Annotated in this window: 13 protein-coding genes; 4 read left to right on the top strand and 9 right to left on the bottom strand. The window is 62.6% G+C overall.

The window, feature by feature from the left end:
- Window positions 1-6 precede the first annotated feature (6 nt).
- The 3 genes from R1W01_RS14005 to R1W01_RS13995 form a co-directional block, all read right to left on the bottom strand.
- Window positions 7-459, bottom strand: a complete 453-nt coding sequence (locus R1W01_RS14005) for a methylated-DNA--[protein]-cysteine S-methyltransferase (protein ID WP_243613923.1) — start codon at window positions 457-459, stop codon at window positions 7-9.
- Window positions 460-533: 74 nt separating this feature from the next.
- Complete coding sequence (ileS, locus tag R1W01_RS14000) at window positions 534-3449, bottom strand: isoleucine--tRNA ligase (RefSeq protein ID WP_297755951.1); 2916 nt, start codon at window positions 3447-3449, stop codon at window positions 534-536.
- A gap of 199 nt (window positions 3450-3648) precedes the next feature.
- Window positions 3649-4359, bottom strand: a complete 711-nt coding sequence (locus tag R1W01_RS13995) for a VIT1/CCC1 transporter family protein (protein ID WP_297755949.1) — start codon at window positions 4357-4359, stop codon at window positions 3649-3651.
- A 122-nt stretch (window positions 4360-4481) separates the two neighbouring features.
- Between R1W01_RS13995 and R1W01_RS13990 the strand changes: the two genes are divergently transcribed.
- Window positions 4482-4895: a group III truncated hemoglobin gene (locus R1W01_RS13990; protein ID WP_243613926.1), complete on the top strand. Its 414-nt coding sequence runs from the start codon at window positions 4482-4484 to the stop codon at window positions 4893-4895.
- A 2-nt stretch (window positions 4896-4897) separates the two neighbouring features.
- Here the strand turns inward: R1W01_RS13990 and R1W01_RS13985 are convergent, their stop codons facing one another.
- The gene (locus R1W01_RS13985; RefSeq protein WP_297755947.1) at window positions 4898-5890 is read right to left on the bottom strand and encodes a YcjF family protein; all 993 of its coding nucleotides are present in this window, start codon (window positions 5888-5890) and stop codon (window positions 4898-4900) included.
- Complete coding sequence (locus R1W01_RS13980) at window positions 5887-7302, bottom strand: YcjX family protein (RefSeq protein ID WP_317275285.1); 1416 nt, start codon at window positions 7300-7302, stop codon at window positions 5887-5889. The genes R1W01_RS13985 and R1W01_RS13980 overlap by 4 nt, the downstream gene beginning before the upstream one ends.
- A 121-nt stretch (window positions 7303-7423) precedes the next feature.
- Between R1W01_RS13980 and truA the strand changes: the two genes are divergently transcribed.
- Window positions 7424-8191, top strand: a complete 768-nt coding sequence (truA, locus tag R1W01_RS13975) for a tRNA pseudouridine(38-40) synthase TruA (RefSeq protein WP_297755943.1) — start codon at window positions 7424-7426, stop codon at window positions 8189-8191.
- Between the two features lie 87 nt (window positions 8192-8278).
- Window positions 8279-9403 (top strand): beta-ketoacyl-ACP synthase III, encoded by a 1125-nt coding sequence (locus tag R1W01_RS13970; protein ID WP_297755941.1) that lies wholly within the window; start codon window positions 8279-8281, stop codon window positions 9401-9403.
- Between the two features lie 10 nt (window positions 9404-9413).
- Here R1W01_RS13970 and R1W01_RS13965 read toward each other — a convergent pair whose 3' ends face one another.
- Window positions 9414-9869 carry a hypothetical protein gene (locus R1W01_RS13965; protein ID WP_243613931.1) on the bottom strand — a complete coding sequence of 152 codons (456 nt, stop codon included), beginning with the start codon at window positions 9867-9869 and terminating at the stop codon, window positions 9414-9416.
- A 376-nt stretch (window positions 9870-10245) separates the two neighbouring features.
- Here R1W01_RS13965 and R1W01_RS13960 point away from each other — a divergent pair, with 376 nt between their 5' ends.
- Window positions 10246-10842 (top strand): thymidine kinase, encoded by a 597-nt coding sequence (locus R1W01_RS13960; protein WP_243613996.1) that lies wholly within the window; start codon window positions 10246-10248, stop codon window positions 10840-10842.
- Here R1W01_RS13960 and R1W01_RS13955 read toward each other — a convergent pair.
- Genes R1W01_RS13955 through proC form a run of 3 tightly spaced genes read right to left on the bottom strand, consistent with a single transcriptional unit; the run spans window position 10825 to window position 12921 of the window.
- Window positions 10825-11778: a 2-hydroxyacid dehydrogenase gene (locus R1W01_RS13955; protein WP_297755939.1), complete on the bottom strand. Its 954-nt coding sequence runs from the start codon at window positions 11776-11778 to the stop codon at window positions 10825-10827. The two genes, R1W01_RS13960 and R1W01_RS13955, sit on opposite strands and share 18 nt — an antisense overlap.
- Window positions 11775-12113, bottom strand: a complete 339-nt coding sequence (locus R1W01_RS13950) for a tRNA-binding protein (protein ID WP_243613933.1) — start codon at window positions 12111-12113, stop codon at window positions 11775-11777. Before R1W01_RS13950 ends, R1W01_RS13955 begins: the two co-directional genes overlap by 4 nt.
- A complete protein-coding gene (gene proC / locus R1W01_RS13945) occupies window positions 12106-12921 on the bottom strand; it encodes a pyrroline-5-carboxylate reductase (protein WP_297755937.1) in 816 nt (271 codons plus the stop codon). The genes R1W01_RS13950 and proC overlap by 8 nt, the downstream gene beginning before the upstream one ends.
- Between the last annotated feature and the right edge of the window lie 4 nt (window positions 12922-12925).

Raw genomic sequence — 12925 nt, 5'->3', positions numbered from 1 at the left:
CGCATTTCAGATGAGCAGTCCTGCCGCGCCTTCGAGGCGCAGCAGCGTCACCTTCGTCTCGACACCGCCCCCGCCGGAAAACCCTGTCAGGCCTTTCGCCCCCATGACCCTGTGACAGGGAATGAGGATCGGGATCGGGTTTGCACCGCAGGCCTGCCCCACGGCCTGCGCCGGGACGCCAAGGTCGCGGGCAATCTCGCCATAGGTCCGGGTATAGCCAAAGGGGATCGCAAGCATGGCATCGCAGACCGCGCGCTGAAATTCGCTCCTGTCGACATGGAGCGGGATATCGAACGCTTCGCGGGTGCCGGCGAAATAGGCGGCAAGCTGGGCCTCGGCCTCGAGGAGGAGCGGAGTGGAGTCCCGCGCGCCCTGCCCCCAAGCAAGCCGCGTGATCGCGCCGTCGCTTTCGACAAGGCGGAGAGCGCCGACCGGGCTGTCTATCGTGCGTTCTGTCATGAGATGACCGTGGCCCAGAAAAAAACGCCCCGCAAGCGGGACGTTTTCTGAGTGCATCAACAGGTCTGCGCGATCTAGCCGAGCGCGTCGCTACAGCGGCCGCAGACGCCCGTATGTGCGTGACGGCCCACATCAGGGAGGATTTTCCAGCAACGCTGGCATTTCTCGCCCTCGGCTTTCTCGAACACCACGCCCACGCCTTCGACTTCCGGCAGGCGGAAGGCTTCGGCAGGCATCGGATCGCCGGTCAGGCGAATGTCAGACGTGATGCAGATATCAGCGAAGTTCACCGACTTCAGCGCCTCGAGCACCTCGGCCTCGCGTACATGGACGACGGGCGATGCTTCGAGCGACGCACCGATGACCTTATCCGTGCGCTGCACTTCGAGGGCGGCGGTCACGGCACGACGCGCCTCGCGCACCTTGGCCCATTTCGCTGCAAGCGGCTCGTCGATCCAATCGGCGGGCGTGTCGGGGATATCGGTCAGGTGCACCGACGCGCCTTCGCCGGGGAAGCGTTCGAGCCAGACCTCTTCCATCGTGAAGGTCAGAACCGGCGCAAGCCATGTGGTCAGACGATGGAACAGGAGATCGAGCACGGTATGCGCGGCGCGGCGACGCGCAGTGTCGCCATCGCAATAAAGCGCGTCCTTGCGGATATCGAAGTAGAAGGCCGAAAGCTCGACCGTGGCAAAGTTGAAGATCGCGCTAAAGACGCCTTGGAAGTCATAGGCGTTGTAGCCAGTGCGAACCTTGTGATCCAACTCGGCCAGGCGATGCAGAACCCAGCGTTCCAGTTCGGGCATATCGGCAGGTTCAACGCGGTCTTTTTCGTCGAAATGCGCGAGCGCGCCGAGCATGAAACGCATGGTGTTGCGCAGGCGGCGATAGCTGTCGGCGGTCCCTTTGAGGATTTCCGGGCCGATCCGCTGATCGTTGGTATAGTCGGTCTGGGCCACCCAGAGGCGCAGGATATCGGCGCCATATTGCTTGACCACTTCCTCGGGCACGATCGTGTTGCCCAAGGATTTGGACATCTTGTTGCCCTTCTCATCGAGCGTGAACCCATGAGTCAGCACGCCACGATAGGGCGCGCGGCCCTTGGTGCCGCAGGCCTGAAGCATAGAAGAATGGAACCAACCACGGTGTTGGTCGGTGCCTTCGAGGTAAAGATCGGCGATGCCATCCGGGACGCCATCTTCGCGGTCACGCAGCACGAAAGCGTGGGTCGAGCCAGAATCGAACCACACGTCGAGCACATCAAAGATCTGATCGTAATCGTCGGCGTTGTAGTCGTTGCCGAGGAAGCGCTCCTTGGCGCCGTCCAGATACCAAGCGTCCGCACCTTCGGCCTCGAAAGCTTCGCAGATGCGGGCGTTCACGGCATCGTCGCGCAAGAGGAAGTCCGGATCCGTCGGCAGCGCGCCTTTCTTGACAAAGCAGGTCAGCGGCACGCCCCAAGCGCGTTGACGCGACAGCACCCAGTCGGGGCGCGCTTCGATCATCGAATAGAGGCGGTTGCGGCCCGTCTTTGGCGTCCAAGTCACGAGTTCGTCGATGGATTTCAGGGCACGATCGCGGATCGTCTTGCCGTAGGTATCCTGTCCGTCGCCGACCTCGCGGTCGATGGCGGCGAACCATTGCGGTGTGTTGCGGTAGATGACCGGGGCCTTGGAGCGCCAGCTATGGGGGTAGCTGTGCTTGATCTTGCCACGGGCGAGAAGACCGCCCACTTCGGCCAGTTTGGACATGACAGCGCCGTTCGCGTCGCCTTCCCAATCGCCTTTCTTGGCCTTGGCACGCAGGATGCGCTTGCCACCAAAGAACGGCAGGTCTTCGCGGAAAGAGCCATCGTCCATAACGTTATAGGTGATGACCTGTTCGAGCATGCCGAGATCGCGATAAAGTTCGAATTCTTCCATACCATGCGAAGGGGCGCAGTGCACAAAGCCGGTGCCTTCCTCGTCGGTGACGAAATCGGCGGCGCGGAAGTCGCGCAGGTCGTCCCATTCGCCCTTGGCCCCTTCGACCCCGGCAAGCGGGTGGCGCAGGGTCAGGCCCGCAAGCTCCGACGTCGGCACATCGCGCACACGGGTCCACATGTCGTCGTCAAGACGCGCGCGGCCCATCACGTCGCCAGCAAGCTTGTCGGCGAGCAAGAAGCGCTCGCCCGGCTTGGCCCAACATTCCTCGGGCGTGGAGGTCACCTCATAGAGGCCGTAGGAATAGTCCTCGCCAAAGACCACCGCCTTGTTCGAGGGGATGGTCCAGGGAGTGGTGGTCCAGATGATCACGTTGGCGCCTTCGAGGTCACCCTCGGTCGCGACGGGGAATTTCACCCAGATGGTGAAGCTCTCCTTGTCATGGTATTCCACCTCGGCCTCGGCCAGCGCGGTTTCCTCGACAGGCGACCACATGACCGGTTTGGAGCCTTGGTAGAGCGTGCCGTTCATGAGGAATTTCATGAACTCCTCGGCGATGACGCGCTCGGCGTGGAAATCCATCGTCAGGTAGGGCTTTTCCCATTTGCCGGTGATGCCGAGGCGCTTGAACTCGTCGCGCTGAATATCGATCCAGCCGGCGGCGAAATCGCGGCATTCCTTGCGGAACTCGACCACGTCAACTTCGTCCTTGTCCTTGCCCTTGGCGCGGTATTGTTCCTCGATCTTCCATTCGATCGGCAACCCGTGGCAATCCCAGCCCGGCACATAGCGCGCATCGCGGCCAAGCATCTGCTGGCTGCGGACGATGAAGTCCTTGAGGATCTTGTTGAGCGCGTGGCCGATGTGCAGGTGACCGTTGGCATAGGGGGGGCCGTCATGGAGGATGAAGGGGGCCCGCCCCTCTTTCTCGCGCAGGCGGTCATAGATGCCGATTTCGGCCCAGCGGGCGAGCCATTCCGGCTCGCGCTTGGGCAGTCCCGCGCGCATGGGGAAATCGGTTTTGGGAAGGTTCAGCGTGTCTTTGTAGTCAGGCGTCTCGGCGCACATCTTTCGGCGTCCTTGCGGTTCGGATCATGTTGGGAAGTGTGAAAGTCGGCGCGGTTTCCCATACGCCTTGTCCCGGCGGCTCGTTTGGTTCAGAGCGCCGGGCATGTAATTCGAATAATGATCGCGAAATGGCGGGTCATGGGGCGCGTTATAGGCCTGTGCCGCAAGCGCGGCAAGGCGGAACTGGCGCGGCCGAGGCTCAGACGTTGAAGAGGCTCCCGACTCCGAAGGCGATCAGCGCGGCGACCCCACCGATGAGCAAGGTCTCGAGCCCGGAGCGCCACCACGGCACGAGTGCCCACCGGCTTTTGAGGGCGCCAATACCGAAGAAGACGAAGGCGGTCAGGATCGAGGCAAGGCGAAAGGCGTTCTCCATGCCAAAGACGAAGGGCAAGAGCGGGATCACACCAGCCACGAGGAAGGCAACAAAGGTCGCCAAGGCTGCGTGAAATGGATGCGGGTCGACAGAGGAAATGCCGTATTCGCCCTCGAGCATGAGCTGGACCGAGGCCTCTTCGTCCTTGAAGATCGCATCGGTCGCGGCCTCGAGCACAGGCCCCTCCAGCCCCTTGAGGCGCAGGATTTCCCGAATTTCGCGGCGCTCACCTTCGGGATGATCGCGCAAATGGCGGCGTTCGACGGCACGCAGGCGCTCGGCGTCATCGAGTTCAGCCTTAGTGCCGGAGTAATTGCCGACCGCCATGGAAAACCCGTCCGCGAGCACGTTGGCAAAGCCGAGCGCGACGATGATAAAAGGCGAAAGCCCCGCCCCGGCGACGCCAGCGACGATGGCAAAGGTCGTGACAGAGCCGTCAATCGCACCATAGACCACATCGCGTAGGTATCCGCGCCCTTGTGGTGCGCCAATACGCTGTTCTACTTCTGCCTGGCTGTGTCCGTGCTCGGTCATGTGGGCAGAGTGCCAAAGCCCGGCGTGAGGGTCTACTCCAAAGGCCACCCACGTGGCGAAATGGCCTATTTTCCCCGCAAGGCACAAGGCGCAGACTGCGCCTTCTTTCGAAGGAGCGCGAAATGAACAACCCGTTGCAGCTATTTGAGATTACACCCGGACAGATCGACGACGTGATGCGCCTGTTCTATGCCCGAATCCGCCAGCATGAGGTTCTTGGGCCGGTTTTCTCGGCGCATATCAAGGACGGGGCGTGGCCCGCGCATGAGGCCAAAATCGCCGGGTTCTGGCGCAATGCGATCCTGAAGGAACGGAGCTATTCCGGGAGCCCGATGATGGCGCATATGCAAAGCCCGCATGTGCAGCCCGAACACTTCGAACTCTGGCTCGGACTCTTCGATGAAACCCTCGCCGAAACCCTGCCTGAGCCGACCAGAACCCAGTTTTCGGCGCTGGCCCACCGGATTGGCAAGGGACTGCGCCTCGGTCTTCAGCAGGTCCGTCAGACCAAGGCGGCGCCGCCCGTTCTGGACTAGGGTCAGCCCCCGAAAAAGCCGGTCAGCGCGCGTTTCACGATGCCACTGACCGACGGGCGGCGGGCGCGTGTGAAGGGCATGGGGCGGCAGACTTCCATCGCCGCAACGCCGACCCGCGCAGTCAATGCGCCATTCACCAGGCCTTCGCCAAAGCGGCGGCTCAGTTTGGACAGCACCCCGCCCCCGGCAAGCGAGCCGAGCATGTCATCACCAATCGCCACCGCGCCTGTTGCGACAAGGTGAGTCATCACCGCGCGCAGAAGGCGCCAGCTTCCGAGGGTGCCGGCGCGTCCGCCATAGATCTCGGCAATGCGACGGATCATGCGGATGTTGGTGCCAAGCGCTGTCACCACATCGACAAGCGCCAGAGGGACAAGCGCCGTCACCGTGGCGACCTGCCGCGAGGCGGCCTCGATCTCACGCGTGGCGGCCTTGTCGAGGGGGGCGAGAAGCTCTGTCTCGGCCAATGCGAGTAGCGCATCGCCGTCCATCACCTCTCCCTTACGTTCTGCAAGGCGGGCACGGCCCCATTCTGTATCGGGACGACCGCGATAGAACCGGTCAAGCGTCTCGACCATGTCCCGGGCAGCTTTGGTCTCTCCGCTGGCCAGCGCAGCCTCGGCCGCGTGGCGCAGGGAATCGACACGGCGCAGGCGCGCAAATCCCGCGATCTCTCGTAGGGCGATCATCAAGACCACGAGGAGGAACACACAGACAAGCGCCGTCACACCCCAACCAAGGATTGGCGTGCGCTCAAGAAGCGCGGTGATGAACTCCCAAGCGGCCAGCGACACCACAGTGCCAAGCAAAAGACCGAGCAGCCCCCAGAACCAACGCGCGAGCCGGGACGGAGGGCGGGCGGCCAGGCGGCTTGCCATGACCATCGCCTGCCCTTCTGGCGTCGGGGACGCCAGGTCCGGCACTGGCGCGGCCTCTTGCACGGAAGGCGCGGCGTCCTTGTCTTCGAGGTCGATCAGAACGGGGCCATTGGTCATAGCCGGTCTCCCAAGAGGAATTCCGCCGCGCGGTCGAGGCGGATATGCGGCGGGCCTTCGCCCGGTTTGAGCGTCAGGCGCGCGGGCGCGAATTGCATCGCTTGGAAATCCCCGTCGAGCCATTTCTCGGCCCCGTCGCGCGCCGGGGTCAGGAGTTGGGACGGATCATCCGGCAAGCGACCGGGGTAGAAGGCGGCCTGTTTGCCGGTCTCGAGCAACGTACCACGCACGCAATCGAGGGTGCGGCCGTCATGGCGCAGGCTGTCTTCGGTCGTGGCCCGCACCGAGGCCAGCGCAAGCGCGTCGGTCGCGGCACCTGCAAATTCCGCGCGCGAGGCGGCGTCGCGGGTCAGGGCCTGCATGATCGCGGTGAGCTGGGGGTGTTGGGTATGGTGCAGGTGGTCGGCCTTGGTCGCGGCAAAGAGGATCTTGTCGACGCGACGCCCCCTCAGGAGGCGCGCGAGGAAACTATTGGTGCCGGGACGGAAGGCCGTCAGGATATCGGCCATCGCACCGCGCATATCTTCGACCGCGCGTGGACCGCGATGGATCGCTCCAAGCGCATCGACGAGAACGATCTGACGGTCGATGCGGGCAAAATGATCGCGGAAGAACGGTTTGACGACACGCGCCTTGTAAGCCTCAAAGCGGCGCTCCATCTCGCGCCAGAGGCAGCGGCGGGGCGCGCCGGTCTCGGGCGGCAGGGGCGCAAAGGTGAGAACGGGCGAGCCTTCGAGATCACCGGGCAGGAGGAAACGGCCGGGCGTGCAATCATAGACCCCGGCATCGCGCGCGGCATTGAGATAGGTCGTAAAGGCCGCGGCGAGGCGTTGGGCAACGGGTTCGTCAAGCGGCGCAAGCGCATCCGTTTCGCGCAACGCGGTGCGGAAGGGCAGCGCCTCTTCACGGGTCTCGAGCCGGGCGAGGGTCTCAGCGGACCACTCGGCATAGCTTTTGTCGAGAAGCGCAAGGTCAAGGAGCCACTCGCCGGGATAGTCCACGATGTCGATATGCACGGTACGCGGCCCCTGCACGCCGCCAAGGAGACACGTGGGCCGAACCTTGAGCGACAGGCGTAACTCGCTCACGGCGCGGGTGCTTTCGGGCCAATGCGGATCGGGACGTGTGAGCGCGGCGAGATGGGTTTCGTAGTCGAACCGGGGAATGGTGTCGTCAGGTTGGGGTTGCAGGTGGGCAGCGGTGATACGCGCATCGGCCACGGCAGAAAGGCCGGGCATCCGCCCGCGATCTAGGAGGTTGGCGACCAGAGAGGTGATGAACACCGTCTTGCCCGACCGCGCAAGCCCCGTCACACCGAGCCGGATCACCGGTTCGAAGAAGGTCTCGGAGATGGTGTCGCCGACGGATTCGACGCTGCGCGTCAGGCCGTCGGCAAGGGTTGAGATGACCACGCGGCCCCCTGTGTTTGCTTCGCTCTCAAGCTATGTGTCGACGCGTAACATTGCTAGGGGGGAGTCTGGCCCATGTCCTCCCCCTCTTTTCGCGGCGCGCAACATGGGCTATGCGCAGGCCATGCCAAGATATGCCCTCAAAGTCGAATACCACGGAGCGCCCTTTGCCGGATGGCAAAGACAGGCCGATCAGCCCTCGGTTCAGGGCGCGATTGAGGCTGCGCTGGCACGGCTTGAGCCGGGGCCGCACACGATAGCGGCCGCCGGGCGCACGGATGCAGGGGTGCATGGCCTGGCGCAGGTGGCGCATTGCGATATGGAAAAGGACTGGGACCCGTTCCGCCTTTCGGAAGCGCTCAACCATCATCTGAAACCGAATCCTGTGGCCATTGTTGCCGCGGCGCGGGTGGACGAGGACTGGCACGCGCGGTTCTCGGCGGTGGAGCGGCGGTATCTGTTTCGCATCCTCATGCGTCGCGCCCCTGCGACGCATCAGGCGGGACTGGTCTGGCAGATCAATCACAGCCTAGATGCTGAAGCGATGCAGGCCGGGGCGGATTTCCTCATCGGCCATCACGACTTCACCACCTTCCGCAGTTCGATCTGTCAGTCGGCCAGCCCGGTTAAAACGCTCGATGAGTTGCGGGTCGAGCGGGTTGAGACGCTTTGGGGGCCGGAGATGCATTTCCATGTGCGGGCGCGGTCGTTCCTGCACAATCAGGTGCGCAGTTTCGTCGGGACTCTGGAGCGCGTTGGCGCGGGGGCATGGACACCCGAACAGGTACGCGAGGCGCTCGAGGCACGGGATCGGGCGGCCTGTGGTCCAGTTTGCCCGCCGCAGGGGCTTTACCTTGCCGGGGTCGGCTACCCGGAAGACCCGTTCGCCTAAGGTCAGTCGAGCGTTTTTTACCGCGCGCCCCTTGACCAACTGGTCAGGGTTGGGGATTGCTAGGATACTGCTTGCAAGAGGTCAGCCATGTATCAACCCGCCATCACCGGCACCGGTGTCTTCACCCCGGAACAGGTCATCACCAACGACGAACTTGTCGTCGCGTTCAATGCCTATGCCGATCGGATGAACGCAAAGAACGCCGAGGCCATCGCGGCGGGCGAGATGGCTCCGATGGAACATTCCTCGTCGGAGTTCATCTTCAAGGCCTCGGGAATCGAACAACGCTATGTGATCGACAAGAGCGGGGTTCTTGATCCGGAGGTCATGCATCCGCATCTGCGCCAGCGCAGTGATGATGAGCTTTCGCTGATGGCAGAGATGGCGCTTGATGCCTGCCAGAAGGCGCTCGATATGGCGGGCGTCGCGGCGGAAGAGATCGACCTCGTGATCTGTGCCGCATCCAACATGGAGCGCGCCTACCCGGCGATTGCCATCGAAATCCAGAAGGCGCTTGGCGCGGGCGGATTTGCCTTTGACATGAACGTCGCCTGTTCCTCGGCCACCTTCGGCATTCAGGCGGCGGCGGACATGGTGCGGTCCGGCTCGGCCACCAAGGCCATCGTCGTCAATCCCGAGATCTGCTCGGGGCACCTCGAGTGGCGCGACCGGGATTGCCATTTCATCTTTGGCGACGTGGCGACGGCAACAGTCATTGAGCGCGCGGAAGATGCCAAGGGCGCGCGGTTCGATATCCTCTCGACCCGTTGCGCGACGGAATTCTCCAACAATATCCGCAACAATAACGGCTTCCTGCGCCGCTCGCGTCCGTCCGGTGTCGAGGATCGGCGCGATATGCAGTTCATGCAAAACGGCCGCAAGGTCTTTAAGGAAGTGGTGCCGATGGTGTCGGCGCATATCCTTGCCCATCTCGATGACGAGGGCTTTGGCGGCGAGAACCTGCGCCGGCTCTGGCTTCATCAGGCGAACAAGTCGATGAACGATTTCATCGGCAAGAAGGTCATGGGCCGCACGCCGGAACGCGAGGAACAGCCGAACATCCTTCAGGACTATGCCAACACGTCTTCGGCCGGGTCGATCATCGCATTCGCGAAGTATTCCGACGATCTCGACCCCGGCGATCTTGGGCTCGTGTGTTCTTTCGGGGCGGGCTATTCGGTCGGGTCTGTTCTGCTACGGCGCGAGGCCTGAGAGCCAAAGATCAGACGGTCTCTTCTTCGAGGTGCAGCTTCATGTCGATCAGCACCTGCTGCAGCGCGACAGTTTCCTTGAGAAGGCGCTTGGCCTCGTTCACGGTAATGATCCCGTCTTCGATCGACTGGCTATATTCGGCCATCAGCATGGCGAACCGCTGGCTCAGGGCGACCACATCGGAATTGACCCCACCTTCGCGATCGTTCTTGCGGCGATCGTCATAGGAAAGGGTGATGCGCTTCAACTCGGCCAGAGCCGCCGTAACATGGGGGTAAGACGAGGCTTCTTCGAGGAGGGCGACCGCATCAATCGGCATGAACCGGTCTTCGTGTTCGGGATGTTGCGAGTAGTAGCGTCCGAGCGTGGCCTTGGATTTTCCCGTCAGCTCGCAAGCGGCCTCGATCCCAACATCCTTGACCAGAGCCTCGGAGTGCTTCTTCAGGTACGACCCGATCGCGTTCATGCTCTTCTACCCCCGAAACGAATAATCCCCTTAGCGCATGGGGAAACCTGCAATTTGTTTCCCCTTAAAGACTTACATTCATAATGTCATTGGTAAAGTGTTCACATGCGGAAACGCGTGGACATTCGGGCACAATCCCTCGGACACGTGCTCGGAGTGTAGGGGCGTCCATATGCGAACAAGTCTCGTAGCAGGCGACCTGTCTACATCGTTGCGAGTGGCGCTTTCCAGCCATCCCCAGAGACCCTGTCTCCTGGAAAGCTTGAGTTAAGAGTAGACGGCAGGTTCGGGGCGATCGTGGATGCGATCGCCTCGGCCCCGCCTCGCCCACCAGAGCCTCTTGCATCCAAGCCCTTCGCCAGCCTATGACCGCGCCATGGCCAAGCTCTACTTTCAGTATTCGACAATGAACGCCGGCAAATCGACGGTGCTCTTGCAAGCCGCGCATAACTACCGCGAACGCGGCATGGAGACCTACCTCCTGACTGCGGCGCTAGATACGCGCGCCGGTCGCGGCAAGATTGCGTCACGGATCGGGATTGAAAGCCCGGCGGTTGGGTTTGGCCCCGAAGACGATCTATTCGCGATGATCGAGGCCCGGCTTGACGAAGGGCCCTGCGCCTGTGTGTTCCTTGACGAGGCGCAGTTTCTCGAGGAGGCGCAAGTCTGGCAATTGGCACGGGCCGTGGACGATCTTGGCGTGCCGGTCATGTGCTACGGGCTGCGCGTCGATTTCCGGGGCAAACTCTTTCCCGGCTCTGCCGCGTTGCTCGCTCTTGCCGACGAAATGCGCGAAGTGCGCACGATCTGTCACTGCGGCAAGAAAGCGACGATGGTGGTGCGGCTCGATGAGGCTGGAGACGTGCTGCATGACGGTGCACAGGTGCAGATCGGCGGCAATGAGAGCTATGTTTCCCTCTGCCGCCGTCATTGGCGTGAAGCGATGGACGACGGATCAGACGGCGTTCGGTAACGGCGCTCCGGTGGCAAAGGCGGCAAGGTTTTCCACGGCCATCAACCCCATGCCGGTCCGCACTTCGAGCGCGGCGGTGCCGAGATGGGGCAGAAGCACCACGTTTTCCATCTGTATCAGCGCGTCCGGAACGATGGGTTCCTGTTCATAAACATCAAGCCCCGCGCCGCCAATGGCCCCACTTTCAAGCGCGGTGATAAGGGCGGCTTCGTCGACGACATCGCCGCGCGAGATGTTGATGAAATGCGCGTGGGGCTGCATCGCTGCAAAGATACCGGCATCCATCAGGTGCCGCGTCTCGGCCCCACCGGGCACCGCCGCTACGAGAATGTCGACCTCAGCCGCGAGTTCGTGGAGGTTGTCCACACGGGTCGCGTCAAAGGGCAAGTCCTTCGGCGAGCGATTGAAATATCGCACTGCCATACCGAACCCGAGGTGACAGCGCTTGGCGATGGCCTGACCGATGCGTCCCATGCCGACAATGCCGACAGTCTTGCCTGAAAGGTGCAGCCCGAGCATCTGGGTCGGGTGCCAGCCACTCCAAGCCCCGGCGCGCACCAACCGTTCGCCTTCGCCCGCGCGGCGAGCACTCATCATCATCAAGGTCAGGGCGATATCGGCAGTGGCGTCGGTCACCGCGCCAGGCGTGTTGGTCACAGCAATCCCGGCAGCGCGGGCGGCGGCTACATCGATATGGTTGTACCCGACGCCAAAGTTCGCGAGGATACGACAGCGCGCGGCGGGCACGGCGGCAAAGACCTCGGCACCGTAGAGATCTCCAAGGGTCGGCAAGACGGCATCGTAGTCCTGCAAGGACACACGCATCTCGTCCGGGGACATCGGCGCGTTGCTCGTCCTGACGGTCACATCCCAAGCCTCGCGGGCCTTGTCGATGACGAGGTCGGGCAACGGGCGCGTCACGAACAGCCGTTTCAATGCATTCTCCCGCCGCTTGGCACGGGTTGATCTGGGCCGATAAGGACGATTTCGCCATCTGCATCCGGCAAACCGAGAACAAGGATTTCCGACATGAACTTGCCGATCTGGCGAGGGGGAAAATTGACCACGGCCATGACCTGTTTACCGACAAGGGCCTCGGGATCGTAGTGCTTGGTGATCTGGGCTGAGCTTTTGCGCTCGCCAATCTCATCGCCAAAATCGACCCAGAGCTTGATCGCGGGTTTGCGCGCCTCCGGGTAGGGCTCGGCGCGGGTCACAGTGCCAACACGGATGTCGACTTTGAGGAAGTCGTCAAAGGAAATCTCAGCCATTGGCCAGCTCCCGCGAGCGATCTGCTGCTGCTGCGACGGTCTTGCGGATCAATGGCGGCAGGCCGGTTTCGGCGTTCATCAACACCTCAAGACCGGCTTGTGTCGTACCGTTAGGGCTTGTCACGTTGACGCGCAGTTGCGCGGGCGTCTCATCCGCGGCCTCGGCCAGCGCCCCTGCCCCGGCCACGGTCGCCTTGGCGAGCGCCATGGCAAGATCGGGCGCGAGACCTTGTGCTTCGCCCGCTGCAGCCATGCATTCGATCATATGGAAAACGTAGGCAGGGCCAGAGCCGCTCACGCCGGTGACCGCATCCATTTGACTTTCGCTCTCAAGGCGAACGACCTGTCCCACGGCCTTGAGCAAGCTTTCGGCAAGATCGAGCATATCGGCACTAGCGCGGGCGTTGCCGATGATCGCGGTGATGCCCCGCCCGACGGCTGCGGGCGTGTTCGGCATGGCGCGGATGATCGGAGTGTCGCTTCCGAGCATGTCTTCGTAGGTGGCGCAACCGATCCCAGCCGCAACCGAAATGAAGAGCGTTTCGCCATTGCCCATCGGTTCTAGCACCGGAAGCGCCTCGGCCATGACCTGCGGTTTGACCGCGACAAGGACGATGGCGGGTTTCGCGGGCAGCGTTTCATTGACGTTCACGCCAGAGCCTTTGACCCAATCGCTCGGGGACGGATCCTGCACCCAGACAGAGTTTGCAGGAAGTCCGCCCGCGAGCCAGCCCTCGAGCATGGCCGATCCCATTTTGCCACATCCGAGCAGAACCAAACCCCGCTCGGCGACATGTTTCATATCCATGATG

This window comes from Shimia sp. FJ5 (assembly GCF_032918335.1).
In the GTDB taxonomy this organism is placed as follows: domain Bacteria; phylum Pseudomonadota; class Alphaproteobacteria; order Rhodobacterales; family Rhodobacteraceae; genus Shimia; species Shimia aestuarii_A.
Note: the sequence above shows the minus strand (reverse complement) of the source record. Positions and strands in the feature narration are given on the sequence as shown.